The organism is Caballeronia sp. GACF4, from assembly GCF_023631025.1.
Taxonomy (GTDB): Bacteria; Pseudomonadota; Gammaproteobacteria; order Burkholderiales; family Burkholderiaceae; genus Caballeronia.
The window spans coordinates 182643-203275 of record NZ_JALQDW010000020.1; the positions used below are offsets into that span (position 1 = coordinate 182643).

Here is a 20633-nt window from a genome sequence, read left to right on the forward strand (position 1 = left end):
GGAGAATAGATCGCTGCGCCCGTGGTTCGAAGCGGGCGCGGGCGAGCTTTCTTTCGACTTAATGCTTTTCGGGGAATAGCGCGGCTTGAACCATCGCGCGGACATTTTCGCCCTTGTCGACGAGAAACTCGTCGCGGTCTTTCCCGGCAATCCATTGCGGCGCGCGGCCGCGGCCGCTCCAGGTCGCGCCGCTTACCGGGTCGCGATATTTCGCCGGGGCGTCGGCGCGCTGGGCGCCCGACTTCGGGCCAAACAATTCGTTAAGCGAAATACCGTACTGACGCATCTTCTGAACGATTTCCTTCAGTACGAGCTGCGTCTCTTGTTCTTTAGCTTCGTTCAACTGCCGCTCCAGCGCTTGCTGCTGCGCGACGAGGCGGGTAATTTCAGGGTTTTGATAAGCCATGTGCGTAGTATTTGTTCGATGAGCCGTATCGCCATCGATGCGTGGAGTAGAAGCATTATAAGACTTCTCGCGCAAGCCATGGACTCGAAACGAGTCTGCTCGTCCGTTTAGCCTCTTACGTCCACGCATGGAATCTCGCAGTGCCTTCGAATGCTTAAAGTTCGCGCGCAACCGTGAATCTGGCTCTGACGTGTTTTGGATTCTCCAGTTCATCGACCACTGCGACCGCTAAATCGGCGACGGAGATGCCGGCCGGCTTGTCGCCATCCATTAAAAGGTTCTCCGAGCCAAGTCGATAAGAACCCGTGCGCTCACCTTCTTCGAGAAAAGCGGGCGGGCTTACGAAAGTCCAATCCAGGACCGTGTTGCCGCGAATTGCATTGAGCGCGTCGCGGGCGGCGGTTGCGCCCGGAATGATGTTCGCCGGCACATGCGAACTGAACTCGTCGGTATCGATGAGTTGCACGCCAGGCGCGACGAACAGGCTCGCGGCGCCGCCAATGACCACATAGCGCCGAACGCCGCTTGCCTCGACGCCGCGAACGATTGCCGAATTGCCGCGAGTGAAGTTCTCGAACAGTTCGGGGTCGCTCCATCCGGGGTTGAACGCGGACACCACGGCATCGTGACCGCGCACCGCGTTCGCAACCGACTCCCACGAATACGCGTCGCCGACAACGACTTTGAGACGCTCGGACGACGCCGCGCTTGCGGCGTTGCGAAGCAATACCGTGACCTCGTGGCCTCGTTGAAGAAGTTCTTTCTTGAGATGCGTTCCAACAAAACCGGTCGAACCAATGAGAGCGACTTTCACGTGACATCCTCTAAAAAATAGCGATACGAGGATGCTAGCTTCTCAAGCAGCGATTTATAATCCGCGGAAATCGACAATCAAATTTAAGTCACACTTCAAAATGAATGACCTTCGGCCGTTCGTGATCTTCGCGGAGACCGTCTCCCACGGTTCCATGAGCGCTGCCGCCGCGCGTCTGGGGATGAGTGCATCGGCGGTGAGTCAGGCAATCAAGGCGCTTGAACGGGAATCCGGTGTGACCTTGCTTCATCGGTCGACGCGCAAATTGACGCTGACCGAGGACGGCGAGCGCTGTTACGCCCATTGCCTGAGGTTGATCGAGGCGTGGAAAGCAGCGTCCGAATCGCTCGCTCAGGCACGGGACGCGCCAACCGGCGAATTGCGCGTCGCCGCGCCGATTGGCTTCGGGTCGTATATCGCGCCCGCGCTGGCTCCGGTCCTTTCCACGTGGCCAAAGTTGCGACTGCGCCTTTTGGTCAGCGACGAGATGGTCGATCTCATCGATGCGCGCGTCGATATCGCCATTCGCGTTGGCAAGCTCGCGGATTCCGGTTGGGTCGGCCGTCCACTCTGCGAACTCGAAACGATTCTCTGCGCCTCGCCGGCGTACTTGCAGCGTCACGGCACGCCGCAAAGTCCGCAAGAACTGTCGACGCATCATTGGATATCGCTGGAACGCGAACTGGACGAATCCGGCCAGAACGCCAGCACGCCCGACGATGACGCACCTTCGCTCGTCCTCGGTTTGCAAGGAGACAAGCGCGTGAAAGAGACGGTGCGCGCGCCAGTGCGCATTGCAAGCACTACACAACCCACGGTTCAACAGATCTGCGAACAAGGTTTAGGCATTGCGCGCTTGGCATATATCGACGCGCAAAGCTCGATCAAGCGTCGGACGCTCGTTCATGTGCTTCCAGACTGGCGGCTTCCTGTGCTACCGGTGACGTTGGTATCGCCGAAGAAGAGCACCGAGCCTGCGAAGGTTCGCGCAGCGGTCGAAGCGTTGAAGGCTTACTTCACCCGTCTTTCGTCGACTCGGGATAGGTGAACACCCCGCGCCCCAAAAACGTCTAAGACATAAAAGTGAAAAGAGTTTGCAATTTGCAAAGACTTTTCACTAAAATGGCACGCATACCCGATCCGACGAACAACAACCGTCCGATGCCCCGACCATGAGCGCCGTCGCTGAACGCATTCTTCGTGTGCTGGAAGAGCTTGCCAACTCGCCGGAGGGCAAGACACTCTCCGAGTTGTCGACGAGTCTCGACCTGCCCATTACGGCGACGCACCGCTTGCTCGCCGACCTCATGGAGCAGGACTACGTTCGCAAAGACGAACGGCGCGGCGAATTCACGCTGACCATGAAGATGCCGTCGCTTGGACTGCGTTTCTTGAGCGCGGGCGGCGTCGTCGATATAGCGCAGCCCATTCTGGAGCGTCTCGCATCGACATCGGGAGAGTTGGTGCGGCTTGCAATCGTCGATGGCGAACAACTGATCTATGTCGCGAAGGCGCAAGGCGCGCGGCAAGGCATTCGCTACGACCCGGAGATGGGACGCCCCGTTACGTTGTCCTGCAGCGCGGCGGGAATGATTTGGCTCGCGGGCAAGAGCGACGAAGAAGTCATGCGGCTTGTATCGAAACAGGGATTCGGCGTGCCGTCGGATTTCGGCCCGAACGCGCCCACGACGTTCAAGGCACTGATTCCGCATATCGATGCCGCCCGCGCCAACGGTTACGCAACCACGCACGACATGTTCTTGCCTGCGATGAGCTCGATGGCGACAACCGTGCATGCCGAGAACGGCGAGGTTCGCGCAATTCTCATCATCGCGGGACCCATGTCGCGATTGACCGACGCAAAGATGAAAGAGCTCGTGCCGTCATTGATGTCGACGTCGAAAGAGCTGTCTGAAGCAAGCGGAGTGTCGCCCATGCTTCGTCAGGCGATGAAAGGCCCTAACTTCGCGGTCAGCATCGCTAGTTGATGCGCGGCGAAACAAAGCGTTGAAAACGCGTCCTCATTAAATCGTATAACTAAATATATAACCCGAAGATCGGTTCTGACACATCAGGAGGAGACACAAATGGGAATGGAAAACGCGGACGGCTCGCAACGCTCCATGGCGAATCGCGCGGTAAGCGCCGCCACGCTCGGAACGGCGCTCGAATGGTTCGACTTCACGCTTTACGGTTCGGTCGCGGCCACGGTGCTTCCCAAACTCTTCTTCCCGAGCATGGAGCCAAACTCCGCGCTGCTGGCGTCGCTCGCGACCTTCAGCGTGGGTCTCGCGGCACGGCCGCTTGGCGCCATCATTTGCGGCCATTTCGGCGACAAAATCGGACGGCGCAACCTCATGCTCGGCACAGTCTCGGTGATGGGCATTACCTCCGTGTTGATGGGCCTGCTTCCGACTTATCTGCAGATCGGCATGCTCGCGCCCATTCTGCTCGTCGTCTTGCGCATCATCCAGGGATTCGCGCTCGGTGGCGAATCCACCGGCGGACAACTGATGGCGCTCGAACACGCGCCCGCGGACCGGCGCGGAAAATATTCCGGCTTGATCGGCATGTGCGCGCCGCTGAGTCAGATCCTCGCGAATGCCGTTCTGTTGATTCTTTCGGGGACAATGAGCGCCGATGCCTTCACGAGTTACGGCTGGCGCATTCCCTTCGTCATGAGTTTCCTGCTCGTGATCGTCGGCATCTACATTCGTCTGCGCGTGTCGGAAACGCCCGCATTCGTGCAGATGAAGCAGTCTGCGGTAGCCAACGTAAGCAGCCCGCTCAAGGACGCGTTTCGTCTTCACTACAAGACCATCATTCGCATGATGCTCTTCTTCTGCGGCCCCACGGCACTGTTCTATCTTGCGGTCGTGTTCACGCTCGGTTATCTGACGAACTCGCTCGGCGTGCCGAAGCAGACTGGGTTCACGCTGCTGATGATCGGCAACGCATGCGCAATCGCCGGTTCCATTCTCGGCGGATTGTTGAGCGACCGCATCGGCCGAAAGCGCGCGTTGCTCATCGCATCCGCAGCGACGTTCATCATCATGATGTTCTACTTCCCGCTGCTCGCCACGAAGAACTTTGCGACGATGGCCATCGCCATGGGACTCTTCATGGGCTTCGTTCAGGTTCAGACGGGCATTCAGCCGGTCGCGTTTGCGGAAGCCTTCCCGACGAACGTCCGATACTCGGCATCGGCACTCGCGTTCACCGGCGCAAGCCTCTTCGCAGGCGGCCCGATTCCGGTTGTCGCTACGTGGCTTTTGAATCTCAGTCACGGCTCGCCGTGGGCATTGGTCGCACTCGTGGCGTCGTTGAATGCGCTGTCCTTTTGCATGATCGCGATCGGACCGGAGACGAAAGGCATCGACATGAATCGGCTCGATTCCACCGACGACGTCATCGGCAAACAGAATTCGAGCGCGCATCAGGCTACTTACTGAGACGCGTGAATCACGCTTCCATCCACCATTCAATCGATACCGCGAGAAAGCACATGACCGATCGACACACAGGTTTGCTCGCCATTTGGAGCACGATCGAAGCACACAACGAAACCGATTACTTGCACTGGCTCACGCGTGAACATGTCTTCGAGCGGGTAGGCGTGCCGGGATTTCGTTCGGGCCGCGTATTCAAGCGTCGCGCAGGCAAGCCTTCGGAATACCTCATGCTCTACGAGCTCGACACTGCGAACGTGATGTCGAGTACCGGCTATCTTTCGCGTCTCAACGACCCGAGCGAATGGACGCAACGAATCATGCCGAACCTGATGCGCTTCCGGCGTGGCGGGGGTTCAGTGGTGCTGAAGGGGGGTCATGTCGGCGGATATGGAAGTCATATCGCCATCGCACGCTTTGAAGACATCATGCCGGACGAGTTGACCGGTTCGACAGGGCAAGAACTGATCGACGCTTTGGCCCGGCTCGATTGGGTCGTCACCGTTCAAGCGATGACGGTACAAACCGACGGAACGTCCATTGCCACACGAGAAAAGTCGATGCGGCGTAGTCAGGAAGGCGCTTTTTGCGGGCTGCTCGTGATACAAGCGCTCGATCATGCATCGCTCGATAACGCCATTACTCACGCAACTCGCGTGCTTCCGACGACCGAAGGAAAATTCGAGTTGTTCGACGCCATCTTCAGTTGCCATAAGCCTTGAGGCGCACGAGCCTAAGTGCCGTTAGACTAAAGGCATCCCCGGCCTATCCATAACGCGCGACATGAACGATATCGAATCGAGAATTTCATCGAGCTTCTTTGCTCAAGGCTTGATGAAAACGCTTGGCGCCACATTGATGTCGGTATCCGAAGGCGAAGTCCGAATCAGTCTGCCCTTTTCAGCGGCTTTATCGCAGCAGCAAGGCTTCGCTCATGCCGGTGTGATTACGAGCATCGTGGACAATGCTTGTGGCTATGCCGCTTTAACCAAGGCACCGGAAGGGCACGACGTGGTGACGGCGGAATTCAAGGTGAATTTTCTGCGGCCCGCAATAGGAACGTCGTTTGTGGCCGTGGGCAAGGTCGTCAACGCTGGCAGGCTTCTGACTGTTTGTACCGGTGAGGTGTTCGCTATTGGCGATGCTCAATCGGCGCCGAAATTGATAGCGGTGATGCAGGCAACCATCGCTACGGTTTCCTCGAAGGTATGAAGCACCGTTGAAAGCCGGCGGCCCTGGTGAGATCAGGAACCACTGGCAATGTGTCATCGTTCAATTAAAGCTTTAAACGTAGGCTTCGCGCTGCCACGGTCCCCACTCACCGCCCATCGCCTTGGTGCGCGTGTACGTTGCGCTTTGGCCTGTCGGCGTGTCCGAGGCATCGTCGGCCTGCACTGCATCCGTGGTGTGAAGCGCAAAGGCCTGGCGGTCGTGCGTATCGACAGTTACGCGTCCAATCGGACCCTTGACGGGTTCCGCATCGCCCTCTTGCGATGATTCGAGCAACGCGAGGTAAGGTGTCAGGCGTCCCCAAAAGTCGGTGAGCTCTTCCTGTACGTAACGCGTCATAAAGTGTCTCCCAAAGCCCTCTAGCTTACCGCACATCGCGGAAACGTCCTTCTTTGGCGGAAGATGCGTCGAGACATTGCGTCGGAGCGTGCGACTTCAAACGCCCAACGCCATTCCCCGTAAGTAGCCTTTTGACCGCCGCGCCGATGTGTGGTGTAGCGAATAGAAACCGCAGCCCTGTGACGTTACTTTGGTACACGAGAAGCATGGCCCAGGCGTCCGAGGATGCACGCGGAGCCGTGACGTCCCGACAACGTAATGCCATTGAAGCAACAGTTAGAAAAGCAGCCAGAGCCATGCCTACGACCAACAAATACCTCTCTGAGAACTCGCAAGTGCGAATTGGCCTCGTCACGCAAGGCCACATTTCGACTATCGAGTGCATGCTGGAAGGCGGAGCGGCGTGGCCCGACATCGGCCGCGCAATCAACTGGGACCCGGCGGCCGCGGCTCAGGATTATGCAATCTACGCGTTCACGCAGCTTAGGCGCTTGCGTCAGGGGGCTAAAGATCACTAATCGCGTGAGTCGCGGCTAGCGAATAGAAGAAGGATGATGCGCCAGCGCAGTCACCTGCATCGTCATGAACGGAAACAAAGGCAACGCGGACAAGATCGTATGAAGCTCGTCATGCGAGTCCACGTCGAAGACGCTGAAATTCGCGTACTCACCAACCACGCGATGCAACTGCTGCCACTTCCCTTCACGCTGCAATTGCTGCGAATACGCCTTCTCGCGAGCCTTGATGTCTTCAGCTTGCGCTTGCGGCATGTCGTGCGGCAGATGCACGTCCATTCTTACGAGATACAGCATATTTCCTCCTAAGCGGCGACGCTGATTCCGCATGCGAAAACAAGCGTCATGTCTCATCCGGCAATGAACCTTCAGGCCTTCTTGTCGCGACGATAAAACGCCAGCTTTTCCTCGTCGATTTGCAGCCCCAGCCCCGGACCTGCCGGCATATGCAGATCGAAGTCGCGATACTGCGGACGAGCGGTCACTATGTCGTCCTTGAGCAATAACGGCCCAAAGAGCTCCGTACCCCAAGCGAGTTGCGGAAGCGCGCTAAAGCCATGTGCGGAAGCAACGGAACCGATACTCCCTTCTAGCATCGTCCCGCCGTAAATCAGCACGCCCGCTGCATCGGCAATCGCAGCCGTGCGCATCATGCCGAAGATGCCGCCGGACTTCGCGATCTTCAGCGCGAATACATCGGCGCATGCGTCGCGCACGAGTTCGAGGGCATCTTCGGGACCGGTCACGCTTTCATCGGCCATGATGGGCACGTTGAATCGCGCGGCGAGCCGGGCAAGCGCGCCGCGATGCTCACGCGGCGTCGGTTGCTCGACGAGATCGACGCCCGCCGCTTCCAGCGCTGCAATGCCGAGCGTGGCATCGACTTCGCTCCATGCCTGATTGACGTCTACCGTTACCTTGGCCCGGTCACCTAAAGCCGACTTTATCTTCGAGACATGGGCGACGTCATCGCGCACGCCGCGGCGGCCGATCTTCAGCTTGAACACATTGTGGCGGCGTTCGGCGAGCAGCATCTCGGCTTCTTCGATATCGCGATTCGTGTCGCCGCTGGCAAGCGTCCACAGCACCGGCAGCGTCTTGCGAACCGCGCCACCGAGCAACGTGGACACCGGCACGCCAAGGCGTTTGCCTTGCGCATCCAGCAGCGCCGTCTCGATCCCCGACTTGGCGAAGCGGTTGCCACGCGCGACCTTGTTCAGCTTGAGCATGACCGCGTTGATATTGTTCGCGTCCTGTCCGACGAGCGCCGGAGCCAGGTAAGTATCGATGGTCAGCTTGATACCCTCGGGACTTTCCTCGCCGTAAGACAAGCCACCGATAGTCGTGGCTTCGCCGATGCCCTCGATGCCATCGCTCGAACGCAGGCGGATGATGACCATGGTTTGTTGCTGCATCGTCGCCATGGAAAGCTGATGCGCGCGAATGGTCGGTAAATCGACCAGTATCGCCTCGACGGATTCGATGTGAGGGTTCATACCTGGAATGGCGAAGTGGATGGGTTGAACGAAGTATCGAACGGCGAATAACACCTTGTCCAAGACCTTCGACGTCTAATGCCATACTCGCCAGGTATCGAAACTTAGCGCCCTCGGTCGGTGCGAGGCGCGTAAGGCACGTGTTCCTCATCGTAGAGCCGATAAATCAATTCGAGCATCTCGCGAATGTCGCGCGATTCGTCGAGCGCTCGCATGCTCATGATGATGGGCGAAACCAGCGTGGGGTCGTCCAGGTCCTTGTAACTCACATCATCACGCTTGAGGCCATACACACTGCTCGGCACGATCGAGATGCCTTCACCCGCCGCCACGAGACCAAGCGCTATCTGCAGCTCGCGCACTTCGTAAATTCGCCGGGGTTCGAGCGCCCGGTCCTTGAAAGCGGCAAGCACCTGGTCCGCGTAACTCGGGCGAGGCGCCTTCGGATAGACGATCAACGTTTCGTTGAGCAAGTCACGCAGCGCGAGCACCGGCTTGAGAACCGAGAGCGCATGCCCCTGCGGAAGCGCCACGATCATTTTTTCTTCCCGCAGAATGACCCGGCGAATATTCGCGTCTTCATTGCGGATTCGACCGAACCCCACGTCGATATGACCGTCCTTGAGCGCGCGAAGCTGGTCCATCGTCGACATCTCATGCAAGCTCAACTCGACGGTAGGATTTTCGTCGCGAAAGCGGCGGATGATCTTGGGCAGCATGCCGTATAGCGTCGAGCCTACGAAACCAACGGACAAGCTGCGTTCGATATTGCCAACGCGCCTTGTCATCGATTCGAGTTCGGACGTCTGCGCAATCAGCTGCGCGGCATGCGAATAAAAGAACTTGCCCGTCTCTGTCAGCTTGAGCGGCCGCGAGTTGCGCTCGAGCAGTTGAACGCCCAGCGTCTCTTCAAGCTGCTGAATCTGACGGCTCAGTGGCGGCTGCGCAATGTTGAGCCGCTGCGCGGCGCGCGTGAAGTTCCGCTCTTCCGCCACGGCCACGAAATAGCGCAGGTGTCGCAATTCCATTTCTATACCTCCTTGGTATAGCCCGATACCAAATCAGTGTTGGACGGCGCTCTAGCGGCTCATTATTCTGCAATCACACTCTGTTTTCGCCGCCGATCATACCTTCCAAACATTATACGGACTGCGGAAAAACGAGGGTTAACCCCCACCGAACAAGAGATTCAGGAGCAGACAAATGAGCGTCAAAGTGTTCGATTCGAAGGAAGCGCAGGACCTCTTGAAGGCCGCTGCGAATCTCGGAAGCAAGGACGGTAACGCACGCGCCAAGCAGATCACTCATCGCTTGCTGGGTGACCTCTTCAAGGCCATCGACGACCTCGACATGACACCCGACGAGATCTGGGCCGGCGTGACCTACTTCAACAAGCTCGGACAAGATGGCGAGGCTGCACTCTTGGCCGCTGGTCTCGGTATCGAGAAGTATCTCGACATCCGCATGGATGCGGAAGACCGTGAAGCAGATATCCACGGCGGCACGCCGCGCACCATTGAAGGTCCGTTGTACGTTGCCGGCGCTCCGGTGCGTGATGGCGTCTCCAGAATCGACATCAACGCGGACGAAGACGCGGGTCCGCTCATCATCCGCGGCACGGTGACGAGCCCGGATGGCAAGCCCGTACCGAATGCGGTCGTGGAATGCTGGCACGCAAACTCGAAGGGCTTCTATTCGCACTTCGACCCGACGGGCGCGCAAGACGCCTTCAATCTTCGTGGCGCGGTAAAGACGGGTGCCGATGGCAAGTACGAATTCCGCACGCTCATGCCCGTGGGTTACGGCTGCCCGCCGCACGGCGCGACTCAGCAACTGCTCGACCTCATCGCGCGCCATGGCAATCGTCCGGCGCACGTGCATTTCTTCGTGACTAGCGACAAGACTCGCAAGCTCACGACGCAAATCAACATCGAAGGCGACCCGCTCATCTGGGATGATTTTGCCTATGCGACTCGCGAAGAACTCGTGCCGCGCGTGAGCGGGAAGACGGGCGGTGCTGCGCTGGGACTCAAGTCCGACGCGTACAAGGAAATCGAATTCAACATCGAGTTGACTCCGCTGGTTCAAGGCAAGGACAACCAGCTGGTCAATCGCCCTCGCGTATCTGTCGTGGCTTAACCGCCCACGCGGCCAAACCTCTTTCGCAAATTCTTTGAACCGATGCAAGCGCTTCGCACGGAGCCTGCATAGGGAGACGAGTCATGCCCGCAACCATCGATAAAGCACGACAACTGCACGACTTGCTGAACAACGCCGTTCAGGATGACAAGGAAAGCGGTGTGTTCCGCTGCCGCCGCGATATTTTCACGAACGCCGATTTGTATGAACTCGAAATGAAGCACATCTTCGAGAGTAATTGGGTGTATCTCGCGCACGAGAGCCAGATTCCAGACAACAACGATTACTACACCACGTGGATCGGCCGTCAGCCGATCGTCATCACGCGTGACAAGGTCGGCGAATTGCACGCCGTCATCAACGCCTGCGCACACAAGGGTGCGATGCTCTGCCGTCGCAAGCACGGCAACAAGGGCAGCTTCACGTGCCCGTTCCACGGCTGGACGTTTTCCAACGCAGGCAAGCTATTGAAGGTCAAGGACGAGAAGACGACCGAGTACCCGGTGCAGTTCAATAAGCAAGGCTCGCACGACTTGAAGAAGGTTGCGCGCTTTCAGAACTACCGTGGCTTCCTTTTCGGCAGCCTGAGCGAAGACGTCATGCCGCTCGAAGACTATCTCGGCGAGACCAAGGTCATCATCGATCAGATCGTCTCGCAGGCGCCTGAAGGTCTCGAAGTGTTGCGCGGCAATTCCTCGTACATCTACGACGGCAACTGGAAGATGCAGATGGAAAACGGCTGCGACGGCTATCACGTCAGCACCGTGCACTGGAACTACGCTGCAACCATGGGCCGTCGCAAGGTCGAAGGCACGAAGGCCGTCGATGCCAACGGCTGGAGCAAGTCCGTCGCTGGCGTATATGGCTTCGAGCATGGACATATCCTGCTTTGGACCAACACGATGAATCCGGAAGTGCGTCCGGTGTATCAACATCGCGATGAGATCGCAGCACGCGTGGGCGACGAAAAGGCGAAGTACATCGTCAATCAGACGCGCAATCTTTGCGTGTATCCGAACGTGTTCTTGATGGACCAGTTCAGCACGCAGATTCGCGTGATCCGCCCGATCAGCGTCGACAAGACCGAAGTGAACATCTTCTGCTTCGCACCCAAAGGCGAGAGCGCGGAAAGCCGTGCCATCCGCATTCGTCAATACGAAGACTTTTTCAACGTCTCGGGCATGGGCACGAGCGACGACCTCGAAGAATTTCGCGCGTGTCAGGCGGGCTATGCGAGCACGACATCGATGTGGAACGACATGTCGCGCGGCGCGCCGCTATGGGTGCACGGACCCGATGCAAATGCAAAAGGCATGGGACTGAAGCCGCTTATCTCGGGCGAGCGCAGCGAAGACGAAGGGCTCTTCGTGGTGCAACACGAGTACTGGATGCACGTCATGCGCGAAGCTCTGCGCAAGGAACAGACGGAGGCGACGGTATGAGCATCGACTATCAAAAGGTCTGTGCCGCGCTCTATCAAGAGGCGCGCTTTCTGGATGACCGTCAGTGGGACGAGTGGCTCGCTTGCTACACCGAAGACGTCGAGTACTGGATGCCCGCCTGGGACGACGATGACAAGCTCACCGACGACCCGCACAGTCAAATCTCCTTGATGTACTACGCCGACCGCGGCGGCCTGGAAGATCGAGTGTTCCGCATCAAGACCGAGCGCAGCGGTGCGTCGATGCCGGAACCGCGCACCAGCCACAACGTGACGAACGTCGAGTTGCTGGCCGAACGCGCGAATGAAGTGGACGTGCGCTACAACTTCAATACGCAGAGCCATCGCTACAAGATGACCGACTATTTCTTCGGCACCATTTTCGTTACCTTCCGCAAGGTGGATGACCGTCTCTTGATTGCCAGCAAGAAGATTGCGTTGAAGAACGACTATATCCGCCAGGTACTCGACGTCTATCACGTCTGAAGTGCTTGATGGGAACGAGACACGAAGCAGGAGACAACATGTCTAGCTACAACATCGCATTGAACTTCGAAGACGGCGTGACTCGCTTTGTCGAATGCAAGGCGGGCGAGAAGGTCCTCGATGCCGCATTTCGAGCCCGGATCAACTTGCCGATGGATTGCTCCGACGGCGTATGCGGCACCTGCAAATGCCGCGCGGAAAGCGGCGCGTACGACCTCGGCGACGACTATATCGAAGACGCGCTAAGCGACGACGAAAAGGAAACCGGCCTTGTCCTCACGTGCCAGATGGTGCCGCAAAGCGACTGCGTGATTGCAGTGCCGGCATCGTCAGTAGTGTGCAAGACCGAGCAAAGCAAATTTGCCGCGACCGTCGCGAAGGTCGAACCGCATAACGACGCAGCCGTCGTGCTCGAATTCGATGTCGAAGCTGCCGCGCCTGTGTTCCTCGCCGGTCAATACGTCAATATCGATGTGCCGGGCAGCGGGCAGCATCGCTCCTATTCGTTCTCTTCTGCGCCTGGTGCAAGCAAGGTCAGCTTCCTGATCAAAAAGATTCCAGGCGGCGTGATGAGTACCTGGCTCGAATCCGCGCAGCCGGGCGACAAGACCCAATTGACCGGGCCGCTGGGTAGCTTCTATCTGCGCCCCGTCGAGCGGCCGTTGCTCTTTCTTGCGGGTGGCACTGGTTTAGCGCCCTTCTTGTCGATGCTGGAAGTCTTATACCGGACGAACGCGCAGCAAAGGGTTCATCTCATCTACGGTGTGACGCGAGACCTCGACCTCGTGCAAACCGATGCAATAGCTGCGTATGCCATGAAGCTCCCGCACTTCACTTACAGCACCGTCGTGGCCGATGCCGAATCGGATCATCCACGCAAAGGCTGGGTCACGCAGCACATGTCGGCAGAGTCATTGAATGACGGTGACGTCGATGTCTATCTCTGCGGTCCTCCTCCAATGGTCGATGCCGTGCGCAAGTACTTCGACGATACCGGCGTGAAGCCGAATAGCTTTCACTACGAGAAGTTCACCCCTAACGCCGCGCCGGAGACCGCATGAACACCAACCGATTCGCTGGCAAAGTCATGGTGGTCACAGGCGCGGCGCAAGGGATCGGGCGAGGCGTTGCGCTTCGTGCGATCGCGGAAGGAGCGAAGGTTCTATTCGTCGATCGAGCGGACTTCGTGGCGGAAGTCGCCGCTGAAGCACAAAGCGATGATGCGGCTGCGTTTGTCGCCGATCTCGAAACCTACGACGGTGCGGCATCGACGATGGCTTTTGCAAAGAAAAGGTTCGGTCGGATCGACATTCTCGTCAACGGCGTGGGCGGCGCCATTCGCATGCGCCCTTTCGCGGAGTTCGAGCCCGCGCATATCGATGCGGAGATTCGGCGTTCGCTTATGCCAACGCTTTACGCGTGTCATGCCGTGCTTCCGTACATGCTCGCGCAGGGTTGCGGCACCATCGTCAACATTTCATCGAATGCGACTCGCGGGATTCGGCGCGTACCGTACTCCGCGGCGAAGGGCGGCGTGAACGCGATGACTCAATCGCTTGCGATGGAGTACGGCGCGTACAACATTCGCGTCGTTGCGGCTGCGCCTGGCGGGACAGAGGCACCTCCGCGACGAGTGCCTCGTAACGCCTCAGGCGATAGCGAGCAAGAGAAAGCATGGATGGGCGAGGCGGTCAAGCAGGTCACCGAGTCGACCTTCTTCAAGCGTTACGGCACGCTCGACGAGCAGATCGCGCCGATTCTCTTTCTTGCCTCGGATGAGGCTGCGTATATCACGGGTGCGGTGCTGGCCGTGGCGGGTGGGGATAATGGGTGAGGCCAAGGAACACGCTGCTGCTCAGTGTTCGCAACGGCCCCTTACTCCACCGTGACCGACTTTGCCAGAGTCCGCGGCTTATCCACATCCGTGCAGCCCTTCGATCAATACGGGAACGATATTGCGTTGGGTATGGCGCCGACGATGCCATACATGGCTTTGCTCTCTCAGATGATGTTGTTCTTCGTTGCGTTCAATTCGCTAGTGGCGCTCCTGTGCCTACCGTAGCGAGCGCGCCATCGGTGACATAGGGCACGATGCCGTCGGCCGCGATGCGTGCGGCCGTCGCGACCTTGCAATCGGCGTCGGCGGGTGCGCAATAGTCGATCGAAAGGACCGGCAGATGGTATCGATCGCGTATGGTCGTGGCCTGCATCAGCAACCAGTCGCGGTCGGCCTGCGGTACTTCCGTATAGCGTTGCTTGCCTGCATCCCAGCCGCGATACAGCGATTCGAACGCGACCATCCAGGCTGATTCATGCACTTGAGGCAGTACTTCAAAGCCGCGATTGAAGATCAGCTTCGCTTCCGGATAACGCGCCTTGATGGCGCGAATGACGCGCACGAGTCCCGCTTCCTGTGCCGCACGCGCGGCATCGGTCGTGGCGATCAGCTGATACGAATCGAGCGTATCGAGAAAGAAGCCGCGATAACCCTTCTTCCACAACGGTGCGATAACCTTGTTCACGACGAACGCCGGCCATTGCGCCGCCGTTTGATCCACCACATGCGACGCCCACGCCTGATTCACGCCAGGCATCCACGCAGACGGAATTGCCTTGAAGTAAGCGCGATGCGGATTCACTTCGCCGATGCTCACGTAAGCAAACCACGCCGTGTGCGCATCCGCATGACCTTGCGGATCGAAATGTGCATCGGGCTCGACTACGACGACATCGAAACCGGTGAGTTCCTCGACAGGCGGATTTGCGCCGTAATACAGCGCGACCGATGGCGTTTGCGCGTGCGCGGCCGTCACCATCGCCCCGAAGGCGGCGATCCGCGCGAAATGCAGCAATGCGCGCAGGCCAGATCGTCGGACGAATTTGTTCATGTCGTTAAGCCACTCAGCCGCGCAGCATGTAAGTCTCGTATTCGAGAGACAGGAACTTGCGGTCGAGCACCTTCACGGCGGCCACCACGACGACGAGCAACGCCAGTGCGAACCCATAGCCGTAGAGATCCGGTCCGAGCCGCAACGTAATGCCCGTGAAAAGGCCATTCAACAGGACGAACGCGCCGGTGAGCTTCATGACGGTGCGTCGTCCATCGAGATAGAAGAAGACGTTGAGCAGGCCGAGCAGCAGCACTTGCAGACTCGCGGACACGACATCGACGACCAAAAGCGGCATATACAAGGGCGAGATGCCGAGCAAGCCCAGCACGCGCTCACCGAACGCAACGATCAGCAGCAGCACCACCGTCTGCACCTTGATGATTTCATAGAGTCCGGCACGCACGCTGCCCACCATCATGTCGCGCATCTCGCTGATATGGCGCAGCGTCGCGCCGCTGCGCACGGCGTCGTAGAACGCGTCGTAGTATTCGACGAAGTCCGCTTCGATACGCACGAGGAACGTCGCCATGCCCGGCATCACGCATACGTAAGCGATAAAAATGGGGATGTCGTAGATCACCGATGCATTCAGCGGCCCAATGACTCGCGTACCCGTGCCCGGCGCATACCAGAACATGAACTTGTCGAGCCACACGCCGATATTGAACAGCAAGCCGACGAGCGCGAGACTAGGATAGGCATAACGTCCTTCGAACACTTCGAACGACACGAAGCGCTCGCTGCGATAGTTCCGGTAAATCAAGCCCGACAAACCCGCCAGCAAGACGATATGGCCGGCCACGAAGCCGCCCAGCAAACCGATGAGTCCATAGCCGTTCAGTGCGAGCGCAAGACAAACGACGCACGCATAACCCACGGCAAACACGTAAAGAATCTGCCGATACTGCTTCACGCTCGACAGAAAGATCACCGCGATCCAGATATTGCTGACCACGACGAAGCCGGTAATCATCAACAGGCGATAGACGATCGGCTCTTCACGAAAGCCTAGTAACATCGCAACGACCGCAACCACGCTCGAAAGAGCCGAAGACACGAGCACGACGCCGTTGTAATTGGACAGCACGAGGTCATCGCGCTTCTCGAACAAGCGGTCGGAAATGAAGCGCGTGAACGAGAGTTGCAACGGTCCCGTCAATATCAGACTAAGCGCGATCAAATATGTCACCGACACCTGAAACTGCACGATCGCAAACTTCGGTATGACTGAAGCCAGGCTGATGAGCCCGATGATCAAAATGCCGAAGATCGACAGAATGAGCGGACCTGAACTGATCAACCCTGCATAGGCATACGCGCGCGCCACGCCCGCGAGCGTGTCGCGGCGCATGATCTTGCGCAATTCGAAACCAATGCCGGCCATCAGCGTGACTCCTGCGATGCAAGCGGCTCTTTCGCGGCGCCTGCCGGTTTGTGATGATGCATCGGGCATTGCGCGGCGCTGGCCGACATGCCGCTGCGCGCGCGATCCGGCAGTGCCGACAGCCGGTCATACAGCGCGCGATAACGGTCGATCATCTGCTTCTTCGTGTAATAGCGGCGCACGCGTGCGAGGCCGGCTTGTTGTGCGGCTTGCCAGCGCGTTTCATCCGCGAGCAAGGACAGCACGGCCTGCGCGAACGCGGCCGGGTCCGCAAGCTGCACGACGCCGCCCGCCGATCCGAGCGCGCGATCTTCCTCATCCACGCCTTCGATCAATTGGCGGCACGACCCGACATCCGTCGTGATGGCGGGCACGCCTGCTGCGAAACCTTCGAGCACCACGAGCGGCAGCGCTTCGCTGATCGAGGTCAGCGCGATGACATCGACTTGCGGCAGCATGTCGTCAATACGCTGAAAGCCGAGAAACTTGAGATTGCGGCTCAAGCCGAGACTCTCCACCAATGCGCGGCATTCGAGCGCATAGGCGGGATCTTCTTCTTCCGGTCCGATGATCCAGCCTTCCAGGTCCGGCATGCTGCGCGACGCGATGAAGATCGCGCGAATGAAAGTCTTGATGTCCTTGATCGGCACCACGCGTCCGATCAGCGCAACCACGCGATTCGAACGCGGCTTGCGTTGCGCGACGAGCGGCCCGAGCGCATCGACGTCGATGCCGTTGGGGATACACTGCGTGCGCTCGGCACGCGCACCGTCCATCACCTGACGCTGGCGATTCGCTTCGTAGAGCGCGACGATATCGTCGGCGGCGTCGTAGGCAAGCTTGCCGATCGCTTCGAAGAAACGCACCCACAGTTCGCGGAAGTAACTCACCCGCGAGATGTCGCGTTCGAACACACCGCGGTTGTCGCGAACCCACTGGCTTTGCAGCAAGTCGATCTTGCGTTCCTTCGTATAGATGCCATGCTCGGAGATCAGCAAGGGCCGTCCGGTACGGTAGTGCATCAACGCGCCGAGAAAGCCGCTATATCCCGTCGATACCGTGTGATAAACCTTGGCCGGCAACAACTGCTCCGCCACGCGCGCAAGCTGCCACAGCGGCTTGTGCATGATACGCACGGTCCAGAAGTAATCGGTGAAGGACGGGTCCGTGCAGAACTGCTCGTATTGATCGACGATGGTATGCCACGCCGCGCGGCTCGTGAGGAACTGCTCTTCGTTGAGCGCGCCGCTCGTGCCGATCATCGGGATCATGTCGGCGAGCAACGCGCCAGCATCGCGGCCGTTACGCGGGTCGCGCAAGGTGTCGTGCAACTGCTGCGAGCGCACGAATGCGGCGCTGTCGCCAGCGGCCGCGCGCGGCGTGAAATCCGCCGTGGTCGGCTCGTACAGGTAATGCGTTTCGATATGCACGACGTTGTCGGGCAATGCATAAGCGACGCCCGCATAATCCGACTTCTGGCTGCCTATGAAGACGATCGCGAAGCGTGTGTCGGGGTAAGAGCGGATCATCTCGTTGACCCAGCTCGATACGCCGCCGCGCACGAACGGGAACGTGCCTTCGAGGAGAAGGCAGACATCGGCATCGGCGGCGCGGCGGATCGGGAGTTCTTTCATCATGACCAGTACTTCACAACCGGTTTGAGCGTGGGCAACGAAGCGGCATTGCCGAGCGTCGCCAGAAGGTTCGCCACGCGTGAATATTCGCCGCGCAGAAAGTCCGCTTCGCCAAGCCAGGGAACGAGACGTTCGCGCGGAAAGCCGAGCTCGAGCGCGCGGCCAATGTGTTCATGCGCTTCATCGGGCAAGCCGCTTGCGAGCGCCAAACGTCCGCGAATGAGCCACAGTGCGGCATCCGATGAATCGGTTTCGAGCGCGGCCTGCGCGTAGCGGTCGGCTTGCTGCAGCGTGTGCTTATAGACCGCGCCTTGCACGAGATTCTGGTACACGAGCTCGAAGTAGAGTTCGGCAAGCAGTCGATTCAGCGCGTGACGCTCGGCCGGCTTCCCGGTTGCTTCGAGCGTTCTGCTCGTTCTGAAGATTTTCTGCATGATCTCGTTCTCGGCATGGTCCAACGTGCCGTATGCAATTAGGCGAATATCTTCCAGGGGATCGGCGAGCAAGTCGCGCAGCAAGGTGCCGGTGGTGCGGGTCGGCATGCTCTGAATGGCAACCAACGCGGACAGTCGATCCGTCGATGCCACCTGCGTGTTCGCAAGACGTGCCTGCAAGCGCGCGCCGCCGCCATGCTGAACGCGCGACACCAGATACGTGACGAACTTGGGACGCGCGACATCGTCGAGTTCGCCGCTTTCCTTGAGCGCGGGGAAGAGCGCTGCCCAGATACAGCTCACGAGCACCACGACGCCACCCAAGAGCGGTACGAACGTGCACGCAAGCCACAACGAGAGCAACGACCAAGCAAGCGGCTCGCGATAGTTCCGCGGCAACCAGGCGCGAAACGCAATGGCTTCGGCCAGACCCGCTGCGGCCTGCCAAGCCAGGAAGCGCATGAGCGGATCGAACGCGCCCGGCGCCTGCATCAGGCTCGCAATCGCAAGGTATTGCACGATTCCCGCGACGATAGCCGCGAGCGCGCCGAGGAGGAGTGAGGACCCTTTAGACATCGAGGCCACTTCGCTTGAGAAGACGCTTGAGCGCCGCGCCAGGTTCCTCGCCTCCGAGATGCAGCGTATGCACGCCAACGCGCGCGCCTTCGAGGTCGGTATTGAACTGCGCTTTCAGACTTGCTTCGATACGCGCGAGATAGCCGTCGATGCCGGTCGTATCCGTTGCGGGCATGAGATTGAGCAGCACGGATTGCCGCGGCGTCTGCAGGGGCCACATGACGTCGAGCGAACGGCGGCGGCGTATGACGTGTTCGAAGAGTTCATCGCCTTCTTCATCGCGCGGAAACACGAGCGCGACCAGCGAGGAAGCCACGCCCGCTTTCTTCTGCAGACGCGTCAGACGGCCGAGATCGAGCGCGAATTCATGCGGACAATCGGGTACCTGATCGACAATGCGCTGCACGAAGGACGCGTGCGCCACGCCATCGGCGTAGTAACCCAACAGCACCAGCAGGAGTTGCAGATTGTCGAAGTTGAGCGACAGGAACGGCATGCGCTTGATGACGAGCAACGCACGCAATTCGCCATCGGCGGATACCAGCGGCGCGCAGACGAGATACTCGCTGACCGGCACGGTCGAATCGACGTTCTTCAGATGCGCGACGTTTTGCGTGGCGAGCGCATGCATGACGAGTTCATCGTCGAGCTTGAGCGTGAAGGCATCGCCGAGTTGGGCGATCGGCTCCATGCCCAGTTTGCCGCGATGCACCGGAAAAAGCGCGGCCACTTCAATTTGACATGCTTGCGCGATGAACTCGAGCAGGCCATCCGCGCCGCGCATCGATGAATCGTTCTTCGCCGTGTCGCCGGCGACGGAAAGCCGCCGCAACTCGGTGATCGAATCGCGCAACGTCGTCGGACGCGACAGCAGATCCTTCTCAAGCCGCTCATGCGAAAGACGCAGCAAGTAGTGACTGTTGGTCAACGCAACGAGGCGGTCGTTCAGATAATCGTTCAGCGACGATGCACGTTCCGCGCGGCTGCCCCACGTATCGCCGAAATGACCGGCAAGGATCGTCTGACAAAGACCGCCCGCGAAATACAACGCGGGAAACGTGCCGCCCGGCGGATAGAACAACTCCCACACACCGAACATGATGGAGCTGGACAGCAAGCCAAGCAGCGTACCGTAGCGCAACGCGACGAGCAGCGGCACCATCCATAGCCACGGAAAGCCGCCGCGCACGAGTAAGGGATCGTCATGCTGAAGCCAGCGCGCGACAGACAGCATGATGAGCATCAGCGCGACGCTTTCGACGATAGCGAAGGGCCGCGCCACCGCGGGCGCGAGAAAGCGGCGCACGCGGCCCAGATTGCCGAACGGATGCGCGTGGCGCTTGGCGGCGCCCGGGTTGGTTTCGACGGCTGCGGTATTCACGGCCATTTCCTTTTCTTG

The 20633-nt window shown here is 59.1% G+C and carries 21 protein-coding genes and 1 pseudogene; 11 read left to right on the top strand and 11 right to left on the bottom strand.

All coding sequences use genetic code 11. The features are described 5' to 3' along the window. Nucleotides 1–58: 58 nt before the first annotated feature. Both NCR40_RS20230 and NCR40_RS20235 read right to left on the bottom strand, forming a co-directional pair. Entirely contained in the window at nt 59–481 is a 423-nt protein-coding gene (locus NCR40_RS20230; RefSeq protein WP_350029314.1) for an H-NS histone family protein, read from the bottom strand. 79 nt (nt 482–560) lie between these two features. Next, nucleotides 561–1220, bottom strand: a complete 660-nt coding sequence (locus tag NCR40_RS20235; RefSeq protein ID WP_250510450.1) for an NAD(P)-dependent oxidoreductase — start codon at nt 1218–1220, stop codon at nt 561–563. A gap of 100 nt (nt 1221–1320) precedes the next feature. Between NCR40_RS20235 and NCR40_RS20240 the strand changes: the two genes are divergently transcribed. From NCR40_RS20240 to NCR40_RS20260, 5 genes are all read left to right on the top strand, one after another. Then, a complete protein-coding gene (locus NCR40_RS20240) occupies nt 1321–2268 on the top strand; it encodes a LysR family transcriptional regulator (protein ID WP_250510451.1) in 948 nt (315 codons plus the stop codon). Nucleotides 2269–2392: 124 nt separating this feature from the next. Beyond that, entirely contained in the window at nt 2393–3208 is an 816-nt protein-coding gene (locus NCR40_RS20245; RefSeq protein ID WP_250510452.1) for an IclR family transcriptional regulator, read from the top strand. 99 nt (nt 3209–3307) lie between these two features. Next, nucleotides 3308–4672: an MFS transporter gene (locus NCR40_RS20250; protein WP_250510453.1), complete on the top strand. Its 1365-nt coding sequence runs from the start codon at nt 3308–3310 to the stop codon at nt 4670–4672. A 53-nt stretch (nt 4673–4725) separates the two neighbouring features. Beyond that, nucleotides 4726–5391, top strand: coding sequence for a DUF4286 family protein (locus tag NCR40_RS20255; protein WP_250510454.1), 666 nt, complete (start codon nt 4726–4728; stop codon nt 5389–5391). A 61-nt stretch (nt 5392–5452) separates the two neighbouring features. After that, the gene (locus NCR40_RS20260) at nt 5453–5881 is read left to right on the top strand and encodes a PaaI family thioesterase (protein WP_250510455.1); all 429 of its coding nucleotides are present in this window, start codon (nt 5453–5455) and stop codon (nt 5879–5881) included. A gap of 72 nt (nt 5882–5953) precedes the next feature. On the opposite strand, the gene NCR40_RS20265 is transcribed toward NCR40_RS20260, so the two are convergent. Continuing rightward, nucleotides 5954–6238 carry a hypothetical protein gene (locus NCR40_RS20265; RefSeq protein WP_244828888.1) on the bottom strand — a complete coding sequence of 95 codons (285 nt, stop codon included), beginning with the start codon at nt 6236–6238 and terminating at the stop codon, nt 5954–5956. Nucleotides 6239–6534: 296 nt separating this feature from the next. Between NCR40_RS20265 and NCR40_RS20270 the strand changes: the two genes are divergently transcribed. After that, nucleotides 6535–6756: a hypothetical protein gene (locus tag NCR40_RS20270; protein ID WP_250467598.1), complete on the top strand. Its 222-nt coding sequence runs from the start codon at nt 6535–6537 to the stop codon at nt 6754–6756. A gap of 15 nt (nt 6757–6771) precedes the next feature. On the opposite strand, the gene catC is transcribed toward NCR40_RS20270, so the two are convergent. The 3 genes from catC to NCR40_RS20285 form a co-directional block, all read right to left on the bottom strand. After that, the gene (gene catC, locus NCR40_RS20275) at nt 6772–7050 is read right to left on the bottom strand and encodes a muconolactone Delta-isomerase (RefSeq protein ID WP_250467599.1); all 279 of its coding nucleotides are present in this window, start codon (nt 7048–7050) and stop codon (nt 6772–6774) included. A gap of 71 nt (nt 7051–7121) precedes the next feature. Continuing rightward, complete coding sequence (locus tag NCR40_RS20280) at nt 7122–8249, bottom strand: muconate/chloromuconate family cycloisomerase (protein WP_250467600.1); 1128 nt, start codon at nt 8247–8249, stop codon at nt 7122–7124. 104 nt (nt 8250–8353) lie between these two features. Next, the gene (locus NCR40_RS20285) at nt 8354–9277 is read right to left on the bottom strand and encodes a LysR family transcriptional regulator (protein ID WP_244828892.1); all 924 of its coding nucleotides are present in this window, start codon (nt 9275–9277) and stop codon (nt 8354–8356) included. 175 nt (nt 9278–9452) lie between these two features. Between NCR40_RS20285 and catA the strand changes: the two genes are divergently transcribed. The 5 genes from catA to benD all read left to right on the top strand — a co-directional run bounded on the left by catA (nt 9453) and on the right by benD (nt 14149). Next, nucleotides 9453–10388, top strand: a complete 936-nt coding sequence (gene catA / locus NCR40_RS20290) for a catechol 1,2-dioxygenase (RefSeq protein WP_250510456.1) — start codon at nt 9453–9455, stop codon at nt 10386–10388. 83 nt (nt 10389–10471) lie between these two features. Beyond that, a complete protein-coding gene (locus NCR40_RS20295; RefSeq protein ID WP_250510457.1) occupies nt 10472–11830 on the top strand; it encodes an SRPBCC family protein in 1359 nt (452 codons plus the stop codon). Continuing rightward, nucleotides 11827–12315 carry a benzoate 1,2-dioxygenase small subunit gene (gene benB, locus NCR40_RS20300; protein ID WP_250467602.1) on the top strand — a complete coding sequence of 163 codons (489 nt, stop codon included), beginning with the start codon at nt 11827–11829 and terminating at the stop codon, nt 12313–12315. Before NCR40_RS20295 ends, benB begins: the two co-directional genes overlap by 4 nt. A gap of 38 nt (nt 12316–12353) precedes the next feature. Then, a complete protein-coding gene (gene benC / locus NCR40_RS20305; RefSeq protein WP_250510458.1) occupies nt 12354–13376 on the top strand; it encodes a benzoate 1,2-dioxygenase electron transfer component BenC in 1023 nt (340 codons plus the stop codon). Further along, nucleotides 13373–14149: a benzoate diol dehydrogenase BenD gene (benD, locus tag NCR40_RS20310; protein WP_250510459.1), complete on the top strand. Its 777-nt coding sequence runs from the start codon at nt 13373–13375 to the stop codon at nt 14147–14149. The genes benC and benD overlap by 4 nt, the downstream gene beginning before the upstream one ends. Before the next feature lie 211 nt (nt 14150–14360). Here the strand turns inward: benD and NCR40_RS20315 are convergent. The 5 genes and pseudogenes from NCR40_RS20315 to NCR40_RS20335 form a co-directional block, all read right to left on the bottom strand. After that, nucleotides 14361–15203: pseudogene (locus NCR40_RS20315) on the bottom strand (endo alpha-1,4 polygalactosaminidase); the annotation flags it as partial. A 13-nt stretch (nt 15204–15216) separates the two neighbouring features. Further along, nucleotides 15217–16590 (bottom strand): exopolysaccharide Pel transporter PelG, encoded by a 1374-nt coding sequence (pelG, locus tag NCR40_RS20320; RefSeq protein ID WP_250510460.1) that lies wholly within the window; start codon nt 16588–16590, stop codon nt 15217–15219. Then, nucleotides 16590–18227, bottom strand: coding sequence for a GT4 family glycosyltransferase PelF (pelF, locus tag NCR40_RS20325; RefSeq protein ID WP_250510461.1), 1638 nt, complete (start codon nt 18225–18227; stop codon nt 16590–16592). Before pelF ends, pelG begins: the two co-directional genes overlap by 1 nt. Then, the gene (locus tag NCR40_RS20330) at nt 18224–19234 is read right to left on the bottom strand and encodes a hypothetical protein (RefSeq protein ID WP_250510462.1); all 1011 of its coding nucleotides are present in this window, start codon (nt 19232–19234) and stop codon (nt 18224–18226) included. Before NCR40_RS20330 ends, pelF begins: the two co-directional genes overlap by 4 nt. Continuing rightward, nucleotides 19227–20615, bottom strand: coding sequence for a PelD GGDEF domain-containing protein (locus NCR40_RS20335; RefSeq protein ID WP_250492983.1), 1389 nt, complete (start codon nt 20613–20615; stop codon nt 19227–19229). Before NCR40_RS20335 ends, NCR40_RS20330 begins: the two co-directional genes overlap by 8 nt. Between the last annotated feature and the right edge of the window lie 18 nt (nt 20616–20633).

Coding starts and splice junctions, on each gene's coding strand:
- NCR40_RS20240 (WP_250510451.1), top strand. CDS start 1,321: ATGAATGACCTTCGGCCGTTCGTGATCTTCGCGGAGACCGTCTCCCAC.
- NCR40_RS20245 (WP_250510452.1), top strand. CDS start 2,393: ATGAGCGCCGTCGCTGAACGCATTCTTCGTGTGCTGGAAGAGCTTGCC.
- NCR40_RS20250 (WP_250510453.1), top strand. CDS start 3,308: ATGGGAATGGAAAACGCGGACGGCTCGCAACGCTCCATGGCGAATCGC.
- NCR40_RS20255 (WP_250510454.1), top strand. CDS start 4,726: ATGACCGATCGACACACAGGTTTGCTCGCCATTTGGAGCACGATCGAA.
- NCR40_RS20260 (WP_250510455.1), top strand. CDS start 5,453: ATGAACGATATCGAATCGAGAATTTCATCGAGCTTCTTTGCTCAAGGC.
- NCR40_RS20265 (WP_244828888.1), bottom strand. CDS start 6,238: ATGACGCGTTACGTACAGGAAGAGCTCACCGACTTTTGGGGACGCCTG.
- NCR40_RS20270 (WP_250467598.1), top strand. CDS start 6,535: ATGCCTACGACCAACAAATACCTCTCTGAGAACTCGCAAGTGCGAATT.
- catC (WP_250467599.1), bottom strand. CDS start 7,050: ATGCTGTATCTCGTAAGAATGGACGTGCATCTGCCGCACGACATGCCG.
- NCR40_RS20280 (WP_250467600.1), bottom strand. CDS start 8,249: ATGAACCCTCACATCGAATCCGTCGAGGCGATACTGGTCGATTTACCG.
- NCR40_RS20285 (WP_244828892.1), bottom strand. CDS start 9,277: ATGGAATTGCGACACCTGCGCTATTTCGTGGCCGTGGCGGAAGAGCGG.
- catA (WP_250510456.1), top strand. CDS start 9,453: ATGAGCGTCAAAGTGTTCGATTCGAAGGAAGCGCAGGACCTCTTGAAG.
- NCR40_RS20295 (WP_250510457.1), top strand. CDS start 10,472: ATGCCCGCAACCATCGATAAAGCACGACAACTGCACGACTTGCTGAAC.
- benB (WP_250467602.1), top strand. CDS start 11,827: ATGAGCATCGACTATCAAAAGGTCTGTGCCGCGCTCTATCAAGAGGCG.
- benC (WP_250510458.1), top strand. CDS start 12,354: ATGTCTAGCTACAACATCGCATTGAACTTCGAAGACGGCGTGACTCGC.
- benD (WP_250510459.1), top strand. CDS start 13,373: ATGAACACCAACCGATTCGCTGGCAAAGTCATGGTGGTCACAGGCGCG.
- pelG (WP_250510460.1), bottom strand. CDS start 16,590: ATGGCCGGCATTGGTTTCGAATTGCGCAAGATCATGCGCCGCGACACG.
- pelF (WP_250510461.1), bottom strand. CDS start 18,227: ATGATGAAAGAACTCCCGATCCGCCGCGCCGCCGATGCCGATGTCTGC.
- NCR40_RS20330 (WP_250510462.1), bottom strand. CDS start 19,234: ATGTCTAAAGGGTCCTCACTCCTCCTCGGCGCGCTCGCGGCTATCGTC.